Genomic DNA, 19,090 nt, shown 5'->3' on the forward strand with positions numbered 1-19,090 from the left:
GCAAGGGGAAAAATACCTTTGGGATAACAAACCGCTAGTAACATCTAATTTAGTTAGACCCGCCATGGCCTTTATTTGAAACCGAAGACAGCTTACGAACAAATATATTTAGGAGGTATGATGATGAAAGCACTAATATTCCGTGGACCAGGCAAGCTTGAGTGGGGAGAGAAGGACAAGCCTACGATTCAGGAACCAACAGATGCCATCGTAAGAATCACCAAAACGACAATCTGTGGAACAGATTTACATATTTTGGGTGGAGATGTACCGGCTGTAACTGACGGACGGACATTGGGACACGAAGGTGTTGGTATAGTAGAAGAAGTCGGCTCAAGTGTCAACAATTTCAAACCTGGAGACAGAGTGCTGATTTCTTGTGTGACTTCCTGTGGAAGCTGCGATTATTGTAAAAAAGCGATGTACGCACACTGTGAAAAAGGCGGTTGGATTTTAGGGCATTTGATCGACGGTACCCAAGCAGAGTACGTTCGGATTCCATATGCGGATACAAGCATGTATCATATCCCTGAGGGAGTCGATGAAGAAGCGCTTGTTATGTTGAGTGACATTTTTCCGACAAGTCTCGAAATCGGGGTAATCAACGGCGAAGTTCAACCAGGGGATGTAATCGCAATTGTCGGGGCCGGACCGGTCGGAATGGCAGCACTGTTGACAGCACAGCTTTATTCACCAGCGGAAATCATCATGATCGACCTTGACGATAATCGTCTGGAGCTGTCCAAAAAGTTCGGTGCCACTAAGACAATGAACAGCTCAAAGACAAATGCGGTTGAGCAAGTGCTTGAACTAACGGACGGAAAAGGTGTTGACGTAGCGATTGAAGCGGTCGGATTCCCGGTGACCTTCGACATCTGCCAGCAAATCCTAAAGCCGGGCGGACGGTTGGCCAACGTTGGTGTTCATGGTAAGCCTGTCGAATTGCACTTAGAACAATTGTGGATTCGCAATGTCAAAATCACAACTGGACTAGTTAGCACGAGTACGACACCGATGCTGCTAAAGACGGTGCAGTCAGGAAAAATTAAACCGGAACAGTTAGTCACTCATCGTTTTTCGCTGGACCAGATTTTGCAGGCATACGAAGTATTTCGCAATGCGGCTAAAGAAAAAGCGATGAAAGTCATTTTATCCAATGATTAACCTTTAAAAAACTTGATGTAAGTGAAGCATTGTTCTTAAAAAGTAAACCATTTTATTGTAACCCCGTCCTAAACTTAGAACGGGGTTATGTGTGTTGGATGGATGCTTAAATTTATTAGAAAAAAGAAAAAGCTTCATTATTTGATTGCGAGAAACATCATTATGGAGCGGAAAAAGATTAACCTATCTGTTCGTTTTTCATATAAAACTGTAAAATGTAAGAAAGCAAAAACGTGCTAGCAGCTGTATGTTTACAAGACTTATAAATTCAGCGTATTTTATTCGAAAGCTAAGTCAACGATTCGGCGGGGGAGAGATGCTATTTCACGGAGTTCGTTCATTTTGGACAGGCTTTTTTCAACTTCTGCTTCTTTTTTTATAGCATTGCCGTCATTTTAAGTTATGAGTGTTAGTGATCTGCGCGCTTTGCGAATCCTCATGGAACATAGAATAAATCATAATAGTCTAGAGTCTGATATTGGTTTCAAGATTATCATCTGTTTGGGAGGCTCGTTTTTACTATTGGTTTTAAACACTCAAGACTTTTCAGTCCCGAATGCTTTCACTTGATTAATGAAAAGATTAGGTTAATAATTGAGGTGCAAAACTTGCATTTCATTATTTTCTGTTTATTCTGTCATTCATAAGCTTTTTGATTCAATTGAAGGGGGAATGTTATGAAAATCGCTGTTGCTGGAGCTGGCGCGGTCGGCGGCTATTTTGGAGCTTTATTAAAGAAAGCCGGACATGATGTTGTTTTCCTTGCAAGGGGCAAGCATTTAGAGGCAATGAAAAAATCAGGTTTAGTGGTTAAAACGAATGATCAACTCCTCACAATAGACGGTGTTTTTACAGATAAAATAGAGGGTTTTGCTGATTGTGAGCTGATACTGTTTTGTGTGAAATCAACCGACACGGAAAGTACAGCAGAACAGATTGCCTCTTTGCGGAATGATCGCGCAGTTGTTTTGACGCTGCAAAATGGAGTCGACAATGAAGAAAAGCTCGCTCAAATTTTAGGTGGAAAAAGGCTCTTGTCAGCTGCAACCTATCTGTCGTCACATGTGGAAGAGCCTGGGGTCATAAAGCATAGCGGAAGAGCAAAACTAGTGATCGGTGCTCTGGATGAATCACTCATTTCGTTCCGCGATAAAGTGGCAGATCTTTTTCGTCAAGCTGAAATTTTTGTAAAAACAACAGATGATATCATGCTGGATAAGTGGAAAAAGCTGTTGTGGAATGCAACCTTCAATCCGCTTGCTGCTTTATCCAAAGCGACTGTCGGTGAAATTATGGAGCATAAAGAATTGAGGAAAACAGCTGAAAATGCTTGCCGAGAAGTGATGCGAGTAGCCAATAAAATCGGGATTCCATTAGATGAAGAAATGTTTCATCGCACTTTTGCCAATTCAGGAGCAGCTCTGAAGCATAAGCCGTCCATGCTGCAAGATCGATTGAAAGGAAAAAGGATGGAAATCGAATCATTGTGCGGGTTTATCGTGAAAAAGGGGCGGCAGATTGGTGTTGAAACGCCTGTTCTTCAAACGTTGTACAGCAATTTGCTTTTTCTTGAAACACATCGATGATCCGATGGACAATTCCTATACACATGAAGGATTCAATTCCATTCATACATAAATATCGATCGATTGATAAAAACAGAAAAATAAGACATAAAAGAAAGGACGATTTAGCATGAAAACCATTCCGGATATAGAAATTTATGTAAGATATTGCGAAACGGATGCGTCAGGCCATGTTAACAATACAAGCTATTATTTGTATATGGAGGAAGCTCGGACTAAATTTTTACAACACATGTCAAAACAAGTAGGGAACCAAGACTGGAAATTTATTTTAGCATCCACAAAATGCGATTACCTTGCTCAAGCGTATGCCCATGATACATTAACGGTAACTTCAAAAATTACGCGGATTGGAACGAAAAGCTTTTCGATGGAGCATGAAATAAAAAATGCAGAAACGGGGAAATTGATCGCAAAAGGGGAAGGAGTTATCGTTCATTACAATTTTAAGTTGCAGCGTTCTGAGCCTTTAACTCCTGAAATGCGTTCGATCCTTGAACAATACTTAGTAGCTGTTTAATGAGCAAGGCAATTTTGTAAGCCTTATCAGTTGATTAATATCATTCTGATTAAATAACTAAAGAAAAAGGATTTTCCGAATGTATCCACCGGAAAATCCTTAAAATTTGTTATTCAAACGCATCACGCACAACTTTTTTGACCGGGTCGACTGCATACCAGCCCCATGTAGAAGTATGTCCCTCTTTTGTCTCCGGATCACTGATCACGATTTCATAAACGTGAATAATATATTCGCCTTTTTCATTATCATGATCATATTCAACGTAAACGTTAGAAGTATTTTCAATTTTTAAATACTCCCGGACTAACTGTTCAGCTTCAGTATGGCTTATAGGACGGCTTTTCTTTGATTCCTCAGCCTTTTTTTGCTCTTCCTCTCTCTTTTTTGCTTCTTCTTCTTCAGCTTTTTGCCGCTCTTCTTGAAGTTTTTTCTCCTGCTCCTGCAAGTATTGATTTTTCGCCGCAGCTGCTTGATTCATGAATTGTTCTGCATTTTTGGTAACGCTGACGACCTTCTCGTTATTTGATGTTGTTTCCGCAATTTTCTTAAATATGGCGAATGCTTCGTCATACTTGTTTTCTTCCAACAATGCTTTCCCTGACTCAAGTTCAGATTCCATTTCTTTTAAAGCAGCGCTCGTTTTTTCCGCTTCTTCGATTATTTTTTCAGCTTTCGGTTTGAGAATATCAAGAATCTTGGAGGTTTCATTTGAATTTTTGATTTTTTCTGCCAATGATATGGCGGTTTCAAATTCTCCTTTTTCAAGGGCAGCAACGCTGTTTTTAATTTGTTTTGACAAATCCAGCGCCAATTGAGCTTCTTCAGTGTTTTTTTCATGAAGAGCTTTGTTAAAAAACGAGATGGCGTCGCTGTATTGTTCTTTTTTTAGCGCTTCAATACCAGATTCCATGTTGAATTTATATTCTTTTGATGTACATCCGAACAGAAACATCATGGCAAAAATCAAAATGTAGAAAAATAAGTTCCGCTGTTTCAAGTTTTTACCGCCTTTTCTAATATTATTGATTTCATGTAAATTATATCCCTCAAAATACGGCTCTTACAAGAAAAAATTTTATTCAAAACGTTACTAAGAAGTGTAATAGGCGAAGCGTTTAAAAGGAATGATATAAAAAGATTGAAATTCAGAAAGGAGAGATGAACGTGTCAAATGACTTTTATTCAGCAGTCAAACATCGACGCACTTATTACGGAATCAGTAAAGAATCAACTGTTTCTGATGAGCGTATTCAAGAAGTGATCAGCCACGCAGTTCTATATACACCATCCGCTTTTAATTCCCAAAGCGCCCGAGTCGTTCTTTTGCTTGGCGAGCATCATAACAAATTGTGGGATATAACGAAAGAAACGTTGCGAAAAATTGTTCCAGCGGATCAATTTGCTTCAACAGATGAAAAAATAAATTCATTCCGAAATGGATACGGTACTGTATTGTTCTTTGAAGATGACCGCGTTGTTCAAGGGTTGCAGGAACAATTCCCATTATATGCGGACAATTTCCCGATTTGGTCACAACAGTCTTCTGGAATGCTGCAATTTGTGATTTGGACTTCGTTGGAAATTGAAGGATTGGGCGCCTCGCTGCAGCACTATAATCCGCTCATCGATGATGAAGTGAAGAAAGAATGGAATATACCAAATGAATGGAAACTAATTGCTCAAATGCCGTTCGGAAAACCGACAGCTGAGCCCGGTGATAAAGAAATAAAACCAATAGAAGAGCGATTGAAAATATTTAAATAAGATGCTTATGTTTTCAAATTGTTGTCACCCCCTTTTCAAAAAAATAAAGCTGAAAAGGGGTTTTGCATTTGAAACAATTCAAACCGAAAGAGAAAAAACGGCTGTTCTTTTTTTTATATTGGAAGGAGTGATATTTTTTTCTTTGACACTCATGATGTAAAAATTTTTTCAAACGTTTCCTTCTTAATTATCAAAAAAGAAAATAAAGGTGAGCGAAACAATTGCTTTTTTCTTCATCTTCCTTCACTATGGTAATGTACGCTAATATATTTATAAAGACAACAATTGCTTCATTTATTTATGGAAAACACTCTTCAAGTTTCATCCTCATCAAGTGTATATTCTTCCTATTTACAAAGAAAAAATATTACAATAACATGTATTAAGCAGTCTATTTGTATCGCTAAATAATATAGAAAAATTGTTAGAAAGAAGGATTTATATGGGAGAAGAACGAGACCTGGCACAGGAAACCTTCAATAAAGTGCCGCTCATGATTGTGTTAATGTCCGGTGCTTTTGTTGCCATTTTAAACCAAACGTTGCTTGGAACTGCTTTGCCGCATTTAATGATGGATTTCAAAGTTGATGCCAATACAGTTCAATGGCTGCAATCGATTTTTATGCTTGTTAATGGGATTATGATACCGATCACCGCGTTTTTGATTGGTCGTTTTACGACAAGAGGACTGTTTCTTACAGCCATCGGAATTTTTGCTGTTGGAACTGCAATTTGTGCAATTGCTCCCAATTTTTCTGTTTTAATGGCAGGGAGAGTGGCGCAGGCTGCTGGTGCCGGAATTATCATGCCGCTGATGCAGACAATCTTGTTTTTAATTTTTCCCGTTGAAAAAAGAGGAACGGCAATGGGGATGTTTGGACTCGTTATTGCATTTGCGCCGGCAATTGGTCCGACTTTATCCGGTTACCTTGTAGAGCATTTTGCATGGAGAAGCTTGTTTTATGTGCTCTTACCTATTGTAGTCATTGATCTTTTCTTAGCTTTTTTCATCCTAAAAAACGTTACGCGGCAAACTTACCCCAAAATCGATATTTTATCCATCATCCTTTCAACGTTAGGGTTCGGCGGTTTATTGTATGGATTCAGTGCAGCTGGGAGCAGCGGCTGGGGGAGCGGTCAAGTTATTTTATCGCTCTTCATCGGTTTGATCACTCTTACTTGGTTTATAATTAGACAGCTGCAATTGGATGAGCCGATCCTGGAATTCAAAGTATTTAAAAGCAAGACATTTTCGATCACAACTGTTTTAGGCATGATTGTGTTTATGTCTATGATTGGCGGAGCAGTTATTTTGCCGATGTTTATGCAAAATATGCTGGGATTTTCAGCATTTGAGTCCGGACTGGTGCTCTTGCCAGGCGCACTTGTCCAAGGTGTGGCCAACCCGATAACAGGCAGATTATTTGATAAATTCGGTGCCAAATGGCTGGCGATTATTGGATTTTTTACCTTAACGATCACGACGTTTATGCTGTCACACCTCACCTTACATACAACGTTTACATATTTAGCGGCAGTAAATGCTTTCAGGATGGTCGGTGTTGCGATGGTCATGATGCCGGTGACAACCGCTGGTTTAAATCAACTGCCTACATATTTAATTTCACACGGAACTGCGATGAACAACACAATGCGGCAAGTAGCTGGTGCAGTTGGAACAGCTTTGCTTGTGACAGTCATGACAAATACAGCGTTGCCTGAAAAAGGTATTGAAGGAATGATACATGGAGTAAATATATCTTTTGTAGTGGCAGGTATATTCTCTGCGATCGCTCTCATCTTATCGTTTTTTATGAAAAATTCGCAAGCGGCAAAAGACGAAAGTCTAAAGGAAAAAGAAAACAAGCAAATTGTGAGCGAAAGCTAATTTTTTTCTTGGCAATAGCTAAAAAATAAAGCAGAAGCAGGGTAAGCCCTGCTGCTTTATCGTTTTATGTCTGCTGATTGTTCAATTGATTGCCAGCCGGTTGATAATGATTGATGATCGCTTGAGCAGTATTTTGCTGAAAGACCGGCACTTGATAATAACCTTTTTGGTTCATATATTGCCAAACTTCATAAGCTTGCTCTGCGCAATTTTTCGCCCCTTGGAGCACGACATTTCTTAATTCCGGATCTGAGCATTCCAATGCAGCATGCATCCTTAATGCTGCTGACGCTTTTAAACATCCTAACATTCCTGACGCAACATCATGGTCGTTCATCTCGTTTATTGAGCTGTTGGGAGCTTCCGGTGTTCCGCCTGAGGTGCCAAAGGAAGGGCTTGCATTTTTCAATGGGCGGTAAGTGCTGAAATTTTGCTGACTGCTCTTGTTTCTTACTATTTGAACGATTGAATTGTATTCATTTGTCATAAAAATGATTTGATTTTGCAAAATGTTTTGCAGCTCTGGATCTTTGCAATGGGGCTGATAAAGTTGAAATTGGTTAATTCCATCAATTGTGTTTGTTAAAACTTCATGTACTTCCATTAATTCATGAGCACCTAATTGATTCATACCTTCAATCCCTCCTAAGTAATTTTTTAACAGTTAGTATTATGTTTGAAATTTTTCATTTTATACAAAAAACCCCTCAGTCTGCGATACTGAGGGAAAACTTTTAAGAAATTATTTTTACACGCTCTTTTCCAGAAAAGCTTTTACATACTAACATCTGACTAAATCTATTAGAATAATTTGTACGTGCTTGTATCGTTCCTTGTTCATCCATTGTGAGGATCCATCCTGCAGGCAATTCTCCTTCAAAATATTCAATGAAAGATTGAAGCTTTTCAGTCGATTCAGGGATCGTTACATACCCTTCCGTTAGTTGATACCATAAATCTCTGACAGAACGAAGGGCTTCTTTTAGTTTATATTCTTTTTCCAGTTGTTTGACACTTCGATAGATCATTTGATATTCACTCCCTAATAAAAACTTATAACATTGAAGAGTGAATCACTATGAAAAAATTTTTCCAGTTGAAGGTAAAAAAGCCAGACAATTTGCATCTATAGCCTAGTTGTGCGTGTATCTATTTGCCATCTTCTTGTCATTTGTTGTATGCCCAGCCGATGCTTCGAATCCAGCTATTTTTGCATAGATGTCACTGTCCATTTTGTACTGAAGCTTTCTTTTTAATTTTCTAAACCTCTTCAATCTTTTGGGCTGCCATCAACCGAGCGGAAAGTGACTTTCTGGCAAATCAAGCTCTTTGACCGATAATGCAGTGATTTTCTTGTAAACAGGAAATCTTTACAGCGATCAGGACGATTTTGATAAAATAGGTAAGAGAAAAATAAGAAGTTTCTTTATTATTTTAAAAAAAGAAAGGAATTGGGATGAGGATATGAAATGTTTTTCAATTGATTTAGATGGCACACTATTAAATTCGCAGCATGAAATTTCACATGAAAATTTATCAGTTTTACATGAATTGAAAAAGCAAGGACATGAAGTCATTTTAAATACGGGACGTGCATTTCCGGACGTCATCAAGATTAAAGCGGTTGAAGAGCTCCAAGTGCCGATTTTTTGTGTTAATGGGGCTGTATTATATTCCGATAAAAGAGAGCTGATGTATGAAGCAACAATAGATGAAAAAACGTTTAAAGAAATTTTTGCAGCAGTAAATGCTCTGGATGTCGGAATTCTCGTTTACACCAATCAGGGTGGCTTTCCATCCACTTTACCGCCTTTGCATAAGCTGAGCTGGAAAGAGATCGAAGAGATGTTTCGCCAATTTGATTATGACTCTATTTTCAAGCTGGAAAATGTAAAAATCTATAAGCTGATTGGATTAGTGAATCATGATGAAACGGAAAAAATCGATCGAGTGAAGGAAGCTTTAAGCGAAAGAAGCGACCTCTCCATTGCCTCATCATTTCCGAATAATATTGAAATTACCTCCAGCGAAGCACATAAAGGAAAAGCGATTTTACGCTATCAAAAAATGAAGCAGCTGACATTTGAAGAAATTTATGCGTTTGGCGACGGAGGCAACGACATTTCCCAATTCGAGATCGCGACCACATCGGTTGCAATGGGAAATGCTCCAAAGGAAGTGAAAGAAAAAGCCGATTTTGTCACGAAAACGAACGATGAGAACGGCTTTGCCTATGCGGTAAAAGAACTGTTGAAGGCTGTATCAGTTTAAGCAATGCTTCATGCTGCCCGAAAGAATTCATGTAAAGCAGGAAGCCGCTTATTTTACTTATTTATATAAAATATAGAAAACGATTTTTTTTCCATTTTTGGCTTAAGTCAATATATTGTTTGAGCGGGGATAAAGACTCGCAAAAAAGGATTCTAAATTTAGTGAAAGCTTATCAAGATATGTCAGATATTTATTCCTTGTTTTAGCAAATGTAGTGGAATCTGCCTTCTATTTTGACTTGTATTAGAGAAAAGTCCGCATTGGAAAACTAGCTTAATAGTTTTCCTTGCTGGAAGGCAAATTTTTTTGAAAAATATTATCGAAATTTGCAAAAAAATAATGAACGTTTTGGACATATTGCTAAATAATTTGTTACTATATGTTATCATAGAACTGTTAACTAATGATGGGGGAGTGATACATGTGGCGATGCCAAAATATATAACAAACATCGACAAAATTGAACAAATCCCAAAAGAGGAACGGGAAAAGCTGAAGCCGATCACAGAAAAATATGTGTTTCGGGTCAATGATTATTATTTAAGCCTGATCGACTGGAATGATCCAAACGACCCTATCAGAAAATTAGTTATTCCAAATGAAGGAGAAATGCGAGAGTATGGGAGGTGGGACGCATCAGATGAAGATACAAACTATGTCGTTCCTGGCTGCCAGCATAAGTACAAAACAACAGCATTGCTGCTAGTTTCTGAGGTTTGCGGAGCATATTGCCGCTATTGCTTTCGAAAAAGATTATTTAGAAGTGATGTAAAAGAAGCGATGGCAGACGTACAGCCTGGTATTGACTATATTCGCAAAACTCCTGAAATCAACAATGTTCTTCTAACTGGAGGGGATCCTTTAATCCTTGCTACGAAAAAATTGCGCATGATCATTGAAAGCTTACGAGAAATCGAGCATGTAAAAATTATCCGCATCGGCTCCAAAATGCCTGTCTTTAACCCTATGAGAATTTATGAAGATGAATCTTTACTCCAACTCATTAGAGAGTTTTCCTCTCCTGAAAAAAGAATCTACATTATGGCTCACGTCAACCATCCGAGAGAAATTACGAAAGAAGCAAAAAAAGCTTTTGAAGCGCTCCATGACGCCGGAGCAATAGTGGTCAACCAAACTCCAGTATTAAAAGGAATTAATGACGATCCTGTTGTTTTAGGCGAATTATTAGATAAGTTATCATGGGCGGGAGTAACACCTTATTATTTCTTTGTGAATCGACCTGTTGCTGGCAACAGTGACTTTGTATTAACATTGAAAGAAGTTTACGATATCGTTGAACAAGCAAAAGCAAGAACATCAGGACTAGGCAAGCGCGTCCGCCTGTCAATGAGCCATACCTCTGGGAAAATCGAGATTTTAGCTATCGAAAACGGAAAAGCGTATTTGAAATATCACCAATCTAGAGATGGCAATTATGGACAATTTATGGTGCTTGATTGCCCTGATGATGCAACATGGTTTGATGATCTGCCTGGCAACGAAAAGTATTGGAAAAAACCGAAAAAGAAAACAGACCAAGTTGTTTCAGTCAATGAATTGCCAGATCATCCTCAAAAAATAGCAAAATAAAAAAATGGACAAGGCTGTCGTTTGTGACAGCCTTTAAAAAAAATCGTTATAAACGAAGCAAAATTATACAGGGGTTAAATAGACGAAAAGAAACAGGGAAGCAGATGAGAATTTTGTTCGAATATCATCATACAGGTTGATTGTGCCGTTTGCGTATGGAGAAGTCTAACAAAGAGGCCAAGCTCAAGTTTCAGTTTTTTGCGATTTGAAAAAGTTCTCTTTCTTAATAAAAGGGAAAAAGACACTAAAACTGCAAAGAAATGAATGGATGAGTTTGGTGGTTAGAGCTACGAAAAAATCGCCAGTAAGCTAACAGAGTAATATCGAAAAAATACAAGAAAACTCCACGCCTTCATCCAAATTCAATACTAAATGAAAAAATCTCCCCAGAAAATATTTTTTGATGATCCACAAAATTCCGCAAATGCCGTTATCTTTTTCTTTTCATCTTTTGCACGTTGTCTCCCTCACTGCATTAAGCTTTGAGAAAATATGCATTTTGTTAAGAAATATTCATTCCCAAGTGTGCATGTCCGTCAGCAAAAGCGAATATGATAGAAAACGATATATGACATTTATCATATTTTGAATATGACATATATGACTACACAGATCGATTTCCCTCATTTATGATTAGAAATATCAAATAAAGAAGGGAATCGAAACATGATGAAACAAATGCAAAAAAAATTAAGAAAGCAAATGGCTCCTTATGAAAAACCTAACACGATGAATAGTGTTTGGCAGTTGGTCAATACGACTGTGCCGTTTTTTCTGTTATGGTTTTTAGCTTATCAAAGCTTATCCATTTCTTATGTTCTTACTTTCGCTATTTGCATGATCGCAGCTGGATTTTTAGTTCGACTTTTCATCATTTTCCATGATTGCTGTCACTATTCCTTTTTTAAAAACCGCCTTGCCAATAAAATTTTTGGAACAATAGCTGGTATTTTAACGTTGTTTCCGTACAGCAAATGGCAGCACAACCATTCAGTCCACCACGCAACCAGCTCAAATTTAGATAAGCGCGGAACAGGGGATATATGGGTTTTGACAGTTGATGAATATTTGTCAGCACCGCCATTAACTAAATTCGCCTACAGGATGTATCGAAATCCGTTCGTGATGTTTGGGCTAGGACCGATTTACGTTTTCCTTATTAAAAATCGGTTTAACAGAAAAAATGCGAGGTTAAAGGAACGCATCAACACATATATAACAAACATATCAATCGTTGCCTTAGTTGGACTGCTTGGTTGGACGATCGGATGGGAGCCATTTCTTATCATTCAAGGCACAATCTTTTTCATTTCAGGCTCTTTAGGCATTTGGCTTTTTTACGTACAGCACACATTTGAAGATTCTTATTTTGAAGAAGATGAAAACTGGGAGTATGTGAAAGCAGCTGTTGAAGGGAGTTCATACTATAAGCTTCCAAAACCGCTGCAATGGCTTACTGGAAATATCGGTTTTCACCACGTCCATCATTTGAGCCCAAGGATACCTAATTATAAGCTGGAAGAGGCACACAATCAAACGTATCTTTTACAGAATGTACCAACCATCACTCTAGCGACAAGCTTAAAATCTCTCCAATTCCGCTTATGGGATGAGCAAGCGAAAAAGTTTGTCGGGTTTAAAGACTTATCGAAAAAGAAGGAAAAAAAGTCGAAAGTCCATATTGAATCTGAATTGTAAAATTTTTAGAAAATTGGGCAAAGTTTTCAAGACGCAGTGTACCTTTTTATGATAAGATAACATGTAAAACAAATTTTTAGAGGATTTGACCATGCAAAAAAAGTATATGATCTTAGAGAAATTCTCGGGAATTACTCCTTATATATGGAGCGTTTTTAGCATATTGCCGTTTTATTTTATTTTTCAATCTTCCTCCACTAAGGAAATCATTGCAGGGATCGTGTTGACACTTATATTTTTCTTTGTATATCGTTTAGCTTTTATTTCAAAAAAGTGGCCTGTCTACTTGTGGACATCAATTTTAATTGGGATTTCTATCACGATGACGATCCTTTTCCAATTTATCTATTTTGCTTTTTATATTGCTTACTATAACGGTCATATCAAAAACCGCATTGCTTTTTTAATATTGTACATCATTCACTTAGCTGCAACGACCATCTCGATCAACTATAACGTGGTTCTACAGGAAAAGTTATTCTTAAAGCAATTGCCATTTGTCATCATCATTTGGATTAGCGTCATCCTTCTTCCATTCAACATTTATAATCGAAAAAAGCAAGGGCAGCTCGAAGAACAGCTCCAAGATGCCAACAAAAGAATTTCCGAGCTCGTGAAACAGGAGGAGCGCCAGCGAATTGCCCGCGATCTTCATGATGCGTTAGGCCAGAAGCTGTCCCTTATCGGTCTAAAAAGCGATTTGGCTAGAAAATTAATTTACAAAGACCCTGAACAAGCCCGCAGCGAATTAAAAGACGTTCAGCAAACGGCCAGAACTGCATTGAATGAAGTAAGGAAAATAGTTTCACAAATGCGCGGGGTTCGATTGAAAGAGGAAATCATACATATAAAACAACTACTCCAAGCTGCTGAAATCAAGTTGGTAAGTAATGAAGAAGAATTCACACTATCAAACGTATCCCCGTTTATTGAGAACATTTTAAGTATGTGTTTGAAGGAAGCAGTAACAAATGTCGTAAAACATAGTAAGGCGTTTACTTGTCGGATTGCCATTCAGCAATCTTGGAACGAAATATGTATTACGGTGCAAGACGACGGAATCGGCATGGAGGAGGAACGGGATCTTGCAAAAGGAAACGGACTGATCGGAATTAAAGAACGTCTGGAGTTTGTGAACGGCAGTCTGGAAATTTGCTCGGAAAAAGGGACTACATTAATCATGAAAATACCTAATGTAGTAAAACAGACCGTTAAGGAGGGACTCAAATCATGATTCGAATCGTCATAGCTGAAGACCAGCGTATGATGCTGGGCGCTTTAGGGACTTTGCTTAATTTGGAAGAGGATATGGAAGTGGTGGGGAAGGCGAGCAACGGAGAAGAAGCTGTTTCACTTGTGAAGCAATTTCAGCCTGATGTTTGCATCATGGATATCGAAATGCCCAAAAAAAGTGGCCTCGAGGCAGCTGAAGAGCTGAAAGACCTGGAATGTAAAGTGATCATTTTAACAACGTTTGCCCGTACTGGTTATTTCCAACGGGCTTTAAAAGCTCGTGTCAGCGGCTATTTATTGAAAGACAGCCCCAGCGAGGAGCTGGCAAGCTCGATCCGCAGCATCATGGCAGGCCGGCGAATCTATGCACCCGAGCTGATGGATGATGTTTACAGTGAAGAAAATCCTCTCACGGAAAGGGAGAAGGAAATATTAGAACTCGTTGCCGATGGAAAAAACACAAAAAAAATCGCGGACGAACTGAAACTAAAAACCGGAACGGTCCGAAACTATATTTCAACGATTTTGGATAAGCTTGAGGTAACGAACCGGATCGAAGCGATTAAACAATCTAAAGAAAGGGGATGGTTTAAATAGACATAAGAAAAATTGTTTTTTCGCAACTAAATCAAAACATCATAAGAGACAGAACCGAAATCTTGCAGGCGAACAAAATGAACAGTTATTAATACCTTTCCCAAAAACACGATAAGTTCCTCAATATATTTCGTGGAACGATGAGATTCAGGTTCCGCCTGCCAATAAATTCACGTATCATATTTATTCTGGTTAAGCCGATAACGGCACCCTGTTTGTTTGAATTTATATTTTTCTAGAGAAAATAATTATTATATGATTCTTGTTATACCATTTATGAGTTTTCAAGCATCGCGAGCCAAACAATCGCTTTGTGAGAGCCTGAGTGCGTCATGCTTCTCGGTATACGAATTATAGAAAGAATTGTTTTTCATAGATAAGTTTATTTCTTAAGTTCTGATATGCGCTTACTTTTTTTACTGAACATAATCAAACATTGTACTAGTAAAGCCGCCAAAACTAGACAACTGGCAGCAAACGGAAGGGAGGAAGGCGCCAATCCTTCAAGCAATACAATCCCTCCAAGAGAAGAACCTACTGCACTTCCTAAATAATTGGCGGAACTGTTTAAAGCTACAACAGCAGCGTCATGCTCAGGCTGGTAACGAAGCCGTTCATGCCGTTGCGGGGCTTGCGAAGCCCAGCCCATCGCCCCCCATAGAACAAAAGGTAAAAAGGATCGCATCGGGAAAGAGAGTGCAAATGGTATGCAGATCATAGCTAAAGCCATTATGGCTATAATTCCGGCCATAAGCATTTTCGGTCGTGCCGTCCGGTCAATGAAATATCCAACAGAAAAGCTCCCGATAACGCCCCCAATGCCCCATGCCCACCAATAAGATGCAAGCGTGAGGGTGCTTTTAAGTTATCCAAAATGGTTGAAATATAAGTATAGAGTCCTAAGCTGGAAATGCTTGTTAAAAAAGTTGCGTTGATGATTGCAGCAACTCGTCCGTTCGCCATTATGGCAAAACGATGCTGCATCGATGGCGGTGGAAACGAGATAATCCCTATCATAGCGACAAACCTAATTCTCCTATTTATAAAAAGGGATAAGCTTGAATTCTATTACGAATATGTAAAATCCAGTGTCTTCTTCATTGATCGTTTCAATTTATCGACCTTCCCAATCTCGTTCGAATCATACGTTTATTTTAAGCAAACATCTTCAATCCCTCCATTATCGTTTATAGAACAATACGGCGAACTGAAGGAAGTAATTGCATCTAAAAATAAAAAGCGTTGACTTTTAGAGCAATAATTTGTAATATTAAGACCATAAATACCCATACATGTATGTGTAAAATGATTAGTTTAAACCAAATTTACAACATTCGATAGGAGGAAGAAGGGAATATGACGGTAAAAACCATCACGGTAAAAGAAATTGCAAACAAAATCATTCGCGGGGAAGACTTGTTTATAGTCGATGTACGCAATCAAGAGGAGTATGCTGATTGGAGAATTGAAGGAAAGAACGTACAAGTTGTAAATATTCCTTATTTTGAAGTTCTTGACGGTGTGGATCCATTTCTTGAGCAATTGCCTAAAGAGAAAGAAAACGAAATTTATGTGGTATGTGCCAAAGGAGGATCATCGCTATTTGTTGCCGAACAGCTTGAACAAGCAGGTTTTTCACATGTCTATTCCATTGAAGGCGGTATGAAAGCGTGGAGCGAGCATTTACAACCGGTCAAAATCGCTGAGCTGAAAAACGGCGGTGCGATTTATCAATTTGTCCGTCTCGGGAAAGGCTGCCTGTCCTATTTGATCGAATCAAACGGAGAAGGTGCGCTTATTGATACAAATCGCATGACGGATGTATACGTTGAGTTTGCGAAGGAACGCGAGATTTCTATTAAATATGTCATTGATACCCATTTGCACGCAGACCATATTTCCGGCGGCCGCAAGTTGGCTGAACAATTGGGAGCGACGTACTATTTGCCTCCAAAAGATGCGACAGAAGTGACCTTTTCCTATGCACCGATTCAAGATGAGGATCGCATTCAGGTCGGTCATGCAGTGATCGAAGCTGTTTACTCACCGGGACATACAATTGGCAGCACTTCGTTTATTATAGATGACCAATATTTACTAACGGGAGATGTTTTATTTATCGATTCGATCGGTCGTCCGGATTTGGCTGGAAAAGCGCAGGATTGGGTGGGGGATTTGCGCAAGACATTATATGAGCGCTATAAACAATTAGCAGATGACCTGTTGGTTTTGCCTGCACATTTTATGGTACCGGGTGAAATGAATGACGATGGTAGTGTTGGTACTACATTAGGTATGTTGTACGCAAAAAATCATGGTCTCAATATCGCGAGCGAAGAAGAGTTTCGAAAAACGGTGACGGAAAACTTGCCTCCGCAGCCGAATGCTTATCAGGAAATTCGGCAAACAAATATGGGAAAGCTTCATCCAGATGAAGAGCAGCAACGCGAGATGGAAATCGGTCCAAACCGTTGCGCAGTCCGGTAATGATTAAAAAAGGGAGACTTGAGTCATTCATGCCGAGTCTCCTTTTTCTCCCTCCGCAAATATTTTTTAAATTAAGTAAAGGGAAAGCTATATTGATAACTAACAAGTAAAGACAATGCCTCTGTTCCAAAAATTTGTTTAGAAAAATAAATCGGTTGATTATATACTTATACATGTATATAATTGTTCATAAATAAAAACAATGAATGAGGTGGAAAGAAGAATTGGAAGGAATACTGCTTTTGGCTTTATTTATTTTGTTATCAATATCTGTCTATCGGCGGTATTATCCAGTAAGAGGAGTTCCGTGTGTTGACTACCGCGATGAAAGTATAAATTCTTTAACGATTCTAGATCTTCGTGATTACAACGAAAAAACAAATCATTATCCCATTGCGAATTCCTTTCACATACCGTTTGCTTATTTAAAACGGCATGTTTATGAAATTCCTGATAAACCAATCCATGTGATTGCAAGTGATGAAGTAGGAAAAAATTTAGGCATTCGCTTTTTGCGCAGCCGCGGTTTTAAAGTGAAGAGCTATTCAATGGCCGATTGTCCTTGCAAAGAAAGGAGAAATGCCAAATGGAATACAGCAAAGAGATCAAAAACCGCCTAAAACGAATTGAAGGACAAGTAAAAGGGATTATTGGTATGATGGAACAAGAAAAGGACTGCAAAAGCGTGATTTCTCAACTTTCTGCTGCACGAAACGCTATTGATCGCACTATTGCCGTTATTGTAAGTTCCAATTTAGAGCAATGTATCCGTGAAAGCTTAGAAAATGGGGAAAAAACGGAACACCTAGTAAAAGAAGCTGTAGAGCTGTTGGTAAAAAGTCGTTAAAAATTTGTCAACTTTTCTTTGAAAAGTTGACAGATTTTTTTATCCCTATTAATATACATATAGGGGTAATGGTAATATTAAAGGAGGTCATTGACAATGAATGCAGATAAAGTATTAGATGCGAAGGGTTTTGCATGCCCAATGCCAGTCGTAAGAGCAAAAAAAGCAATTGATGAGTTAGAAGCTGGTCAAGTTTTAGAGGTGCATACAACGGATAAAGGTTCCAAAAACGATTTGACCGCTTGGGCAAAGGCAAGTGGACATACGGTTGTTAATATGAAAGAAGAAAATGGCGTTTTTACGTTTTGGATCAAAAAGGGATAATTTTTGCTATCTTTATACCCCTATGAGTATTTTGAGAAGAAGGTGGAAACAAAGTGTCGGAGCAAAAGAAAAAAACAACGATCATCTTGTTTAGCGGTGACTATGATAAGGCGATGGCAGCGTATATTATCGCGAACGGCGCTGCTGCCTATGACCATGAGGTTACAATTTTTCATACGTTCTGGGGGCTTAACGCATTGCGTAAAGATTCGACAGTTCCGGTGAAAAAAGGATTATTAGAAAAAATGTTTGCGAAAATGATGCCGCGTGGTGCTGACCGCATGGGACTGTCGCGGATGAACTTTGGCGGAATAGGAGCGAAGTTAATTAAGCGGGTGATAAAAAAACATAATGCTGTGCCGCTGCCGCAATTAATCGATATGGCAAAGGAACAAGGAATAAAGCTGGTTGCTTGCCAAATGACAGTCGATCTTTTAGGACTCCAACAGGATGAATTAATAGACGGCATCGAATTTGCAGGGGTTGCTGCGTATTTAGCAGATGCTTCTGAAGGAAATGTCAATTTGTTTATTTAAGGTGGGGTCTATGGTTCAAACCATTATTAATATTGGTCTAGTTCTATTGGTGATATGGTTCGTTGTCAATCGGTTTCTGCCCATAAAAGGAGTGCGAATCATATCTGTAGTGCAATTAAAGAAGGAATTACGAAAAAAAGATGTTCATTACATTGACGTACGCACACCTATTGAGTTTCATACGAATCATATTCCTGGTTTTAAAAATATTCCGCTTCACGAGCTTCCAAAACGAGTTCATGAACTATCAAAAGATAAAGAAGTTATTGTGATTTGTCAAAGTGGAATGAGAAGCGCCAAAGCAAGCAAATTATTAAAGAAATTAGGATTTCAGCGTGTAACCAATGTAAAAGGCGGCATGAACTCTTGGTCATAAAGGTTGCTATGAAACAACTATTCTGCTAAAGAAATTTGAGGCGTTGTTCCATAAAAGGAAAACATTCAATGTTATTGATGTTCATGAACTAGAAGAAGTCGATTTAGGAAAATTTCTAGTTCCATAAATATTACGCCCTGACTGTTTAAGTTTCTAAGAATGAACTAGATACAGAAAAAGAAAATACTCTCGCCTGCTGTCTGAAG

At 38.6% G+C, this 19,090-nt stretch carries 21 protein-coding genes; 16 read left to right on the plus strand and 5 right to left on the minus strand.

All coding sequences use genetic code 11. The annotated features are described in order from the left end of the window. Positions 1–123: 123 nt before the first annotated feature. From RI196_RS08885 to RI196_RS08895, 3 genes are all read left to right on the plus strand, one after another. The gene (locus RI196_RS08885; RefSeq protein WP_311067272.1) at positions 124–1,164 is read left to right on the plus strand and encodes a zinc-dependent alcohol dehydrogenase family protein; all 1,041 of its coding nucleotides are present in this window, start codon (positions 124–126) and stop codon (positions 1,162–1,164) included. Between the two features lie 677 nt (positions 1,165–1,841). After that, entirely contained in the window at positions 1,842–2,750 is a 909-nt protein-coding gene (locus tag RI196_RS08890) for a ketopantoate reductase family protein (protein WP_311067273.1), read from the plus strand. A gap of 109 nt (positions 2,751–2,859) precedes the next feature. Continuing rightward, a complete protein-coding gene (locus RI196_RS08895) occupies positions 2,860–3,270 on the plus strand; it encodes an acyl-CoA thioesterase (RefSeq protein WP_311067274.1) in 411 nt (136 codons plus the stop codon). A 109-nt stretch (positions 3,271–3,379) separates the two neighbouring features. On the opposite strand, the gene RI196_RS08900 is transcribed toward RI196_RS08895, so the two are convergent. Continuing rightward, positions 3,380–4,270, minus strand: coding sequence for a hypothetical protein (locus tag RI196_RS08900; protein WP_311067275.1), 891 nt, complete (start codon positions 4,268–4,270; stop codon positions 3,380–3,382). 167 nt (positions 4,271–4,437) lie between these two features. Here RI196_RS08900 and RI196_RS08905 point away from each other — a divergent pair, with 167 nt between their 5' ends. Beyond that, positions 4,438–5,037: a nitroreductase family protein gene (locus RI196_RS08905; RefSeq protein ID WP_094245736.1), complete on the plus strand. Its 600-nt coding sequence runs from the start codon at positions 4,438–4,440 to the stop codon at positions 5,035–5,037. Positions 5,038–5,479: 442 nt separating this feature from the next. Continuing rightward, positions 5,480–6,925: a DHA2 family efflux MFS transporter permease subunit gene (locus RI196_RS08910; protein WP_311067276.1), complete on the plus strand. Its 1,446-nt coding sequence runs from the start codon at positions 5,480–5,482 to the stop codon at positions 6,923–6,925. 64 nt (positions 6,926–6,989) lie between these two features. On the opposite strand, the gene RI196_RS08915 is transcribed toward RI196_RS08910, so the two are convergent. Together RI196_RS08915 and RI196_RS08920 are read right to left on the minus strand one after the other, a co-directional pair. After that, a complete protein-coding gene (locus tag RI196_RS08915; protein WP_311067277.1) occupies positions 6,990–7,556 on the minus strand; it encodes a spore coat protein in 567 nt (188 codons plus the stop codon). A 103-nt stretch (positions 7,557–7,659) separates the two neighbouring features. Next, positions 7,660–7,953 carry a hypothetical protein gene (locus RI196_RS08920; RefSeq protein WP_066246704.1) on the minus strand — a complete coding sequence of 98 codons (294 nt, stop codon included), beginning with the start codon at positions 7,951–7,953 and terminating at the stop codon, positions 7,660–7,662. Between the two features lie 436 nt (positions 7,954–8,389). Between RI196_RS08920 and RI196_RS08925 the strand changes: the two genes are divergently transcribed. The 5 genes from RI196_RS08925 to RI196_RS08945 all read left to right on the plus strand — a co-directional run bounded on the left by RI196_RS08925 (position 8,390) and on the right by RI196_RS08945 (position 14,314). After that, positions 8,390–9,196, plus strand: coding sequence for a Cof-type HAD-IIB family hydrolase (locus RI196_RS08925; protein ID WP_066246706.1), 807 nt, complete (start codon positions 8,390–8,392; stop codon positions 9,194–9,196). A gap of 423 nt (positions 9,197–9,619) precedes the next feature. Continuing rightward, positions 9,620–10,786, plus strand: a complete 1,167-nt coding sequence (locus RI196_RS08930; RefSeq protein WP_063389524.1) for a KamA family radical SAM protein — start codon at positions 9,620–9,622, stop codon at positions 10,784–10,786. Positions 10,787–11,452: 666 nt separating this feature from the next. Further along, positions 11,453–12,484, plus strand: a complete 1,032-nt coding sequence (gene desA / locus RI196_RS08935; protein ID WP_063389523.1) for a Delta(5) desaturase DesA — start codon at positions 11,453–11,455, stop codon at positions 12,482–12,484. A 91-nt stretch (positions 12,485–12,575) separates the two neighbouring features. Beyond that, complete coding sequence (locus RI196_RS08940) at positions 12,576–13,718, plus strand: sensor histidine kinase (protein WP_063389522.1); 1,143 nt, start codon at positions 12,576–12,578, stop codon at positions 13,716–13,718. Beyond that, positions 13,715–14,314 (plus strand): response regulator, encoded by a 600-nt coding sequence (locus RI196_RS08945; protein ID WP_311067278.1) that lies wholly within the window; start codon positions 13,715–13,717, stop codon positions 14,312–14,314. The genes RI196_RS08940 and RI196_RS08945 overlap by 4 nt, the downstream gene beginning before the upstream one ends. A gap of 382 nt (positions 14,315–14,696) precedes the next feature. Here RI196_RS08945 and RI196_RS08950 read toward each other — a convergent pair whose 3' ends face one another. After that, a complete protein-coding gene (locus RI196_RS08950; RefSeq protein WP_117016953.1) occupies positions 14,697–14,963 on the minus strand; it encodes an MFS transporter in 267 nt (88 codons plus the stop codon). Positions 14,964–15,049: 86 nt separating this feature from the next. Continuing rightward, entirely contained in the window at positions 15,050–15,331 is a 282-nt protein-coding gene (locus RI196_RS08955; RefSeq protein WP_311067279.1) for a hypothetical protein, read from the minus strand. Positions 15,332–15,670: 339 nt separating this feature from the next. Between RI196_RS08955 and RI196_RS08960 the strand changes: the two genes are divergently transcribed. From RI196_RS08960 to RI196_RS08985, 6 genes are all read left to right on the plus strand, one after another. Next, entirely contained in the window at positions 15,671–16,801 is a 1,131-nt protein-coding gene (locus RI196_RS08960; protein ID WP_311067280.1) for an MBL fold metallo-hydrolase, read from the plus strand. Positions 16,802–17,025: 224 nt separating this feature from the next. Beyond that, positions 17,026–17,421 carry a rhodanese-like domain-containing protein gene (locus RI196_RS08965; RefSeq protein ID WP_311067281.1) on the plus strand — a complete coding sequence of 132 codons (396 nt, stop codon included), beginning with the start codon at positions 17,026–17,028 and terminating at the stop codon, positions 17,419–17,421. Next, positions 17,388–17,648, plus strand: a complete 261-nt coding sequence (locus tag RI196_RS08970) for a metal-sensitive transcriptional regulator (protein ID WP_063389517.1) — start codon at positions 17,388–17,390, stop codon at positions 17,646–17,648. Before RI196_RS08965 ends, RI196_RS08970 begins: the two co-directional genes overlap by 34 nt. A gap of 96 nt (positions 17,649–17,744) precedes the next feature. Then, positions 17,745–17,972: a sulfurtransferase TusA family protein gene (locus RI196_RS08975; RefSeq protein ID WP_066246718.1), complete on the plus strand. Its 228-nt coding sequence runs from the start codon at positions 17,745–17,747 to the stop codon at positions 17,970–17,972. Positions 17,973–18,025: 53 nt separating this feature from the next. Continuing rightward, a complete protein-coding gene (locus tag RI196_RS08980) occupies positions 18,026–18,508 on the plus strand; it encodes a DsrE/DsrF/DrsH-like family protein (protein WP_066246720.1) in 483 nt (160 codons plus the stop codon). 10 nt (positions 18,509–18,518) lie between these two features. Then, entirely contained in the window at positions 18,519–18,884 is a 366-nt protein-coding gene (locus RI196_RS08985) for a rhodanese-like domain-containing protein (protein ID WP_144598008.1), read from the plus strand. Positions 18,885–19,090: the final 206 nt, after the last annotated feature.

The sequence above is a fragment of the Aeribacillus composti genome (genome assembly GCF_031760945.1).
GTDB classification, from domain to species: domain Bacteria; phylum Bacillota; class Bacilli; order Bacillales; family Aeribacillaceae; genus Aeribacillus; species Aeribacillus composti.

Coding starts and splice junctions, on each gene's coding strand:
- RI196_RS08985 (WP_144598008.1), top strand. CDS start 18,519: ATGGTTCAAACCATTATTAATATTGGTCTAGTTCTATTGGTGATATGG.
- RI196_RS08940 (WP_063389522.1), top strand. CDS start 12,576: ATGCAAAAAAAGTATATGATCTTAGAGAAATTCTCGGGAATTACTCCT.
- RI196_RS08950 (WP_117016953.1), bottom strand. CDS start 14,963: ATGGGCTGGGCTTCGCAAGCCCCGCAACGGCATGAACGGCTTCGTTAC.
- RI196_RS08970 (WP_063389517.1), top strand. CDS start 17,388: ATGGAATACAGCAAAGAGATCAAAAACCGCCTAAAACGAATTGAAGGA.
- RI196_RS08960 (WP_311067280.1), top strand. CDS start 15,671: ATGACGGTAAAAACCATCACGGTAAAAGAAATTGCAAACAAAATCATT.
- RI196_RS08920 (WP_066246704.1), bottom strand. CDS start 7,953: ATGATCTATCGAAGTGTCAAACAACTGGAAAAAGAATATAAACTAAAA.
- RI196_RS08955 (WP_311067279.1), bottom strand. CDS start 15,331: ATGATAGGGATTATCTCGTTTCCACCGCCATCGATGCAGCATCGTTTT.
- RI196_RS08890 (WP_311067273.1), top strand. CDS start 1,842: ATGAAAATCGCTGTTGCTGGAGCTGGCGCGGTCGGCGGCTATTTTGGA.
- RI196_RS08910 (WP_311067276.1), top strand. CDS start 5,480: ATGGGAGAAGAACGAGACCTGGCACAGGAAACCTTCAATAAAGTGCCG.
- RI196_RS08975 (WP_066246718.1), top strand. CDS start 17,745: ATGAATGCAGATAAAGTATTAGATGCGAAGGGTTTTGCATGCCCAATG.
- RI196_RS08915 (WP_311067277.1), bottom strand. CDS start 7,556: ATGAATCAATTAGGTGCTCATGAATTAATGGAAGTACATGAAGTTTTA.
- desA (WP_063389523.1), top strand. CDS start 11,453: ATGATGAAACAAATGCAAAAAAAATTAAGAAAGCAAATGGCTCCTTAT.
- RI196_RS08885 (WP_311067272.1), top strand. CDS start 124: ATGAAAGCACTAATATTCCGTGGACCAGGCAAGCTTGAGTGGGGAGAG.
- RI196_RS08925 (WP_066246706.1), top strand. CDS start 8,390: ATGAAATGTTTTTCAATTGATTTAGATGGCACACTATTAAATTCGCAG.
- RI196_RS08945 (WP_311067278.1), top strand. CDS start 13,715: ATGATTCGAATCGTCATAGCTGAAGACCAGCGTATGATGCTGGGCGCT.
- RI196_RS08895 (WP_311067274.1), top strand. CDS start 2,860: ATGAAAACCATTCCGGATATAGAAATTTATGTAAGATATTGCGAAACG.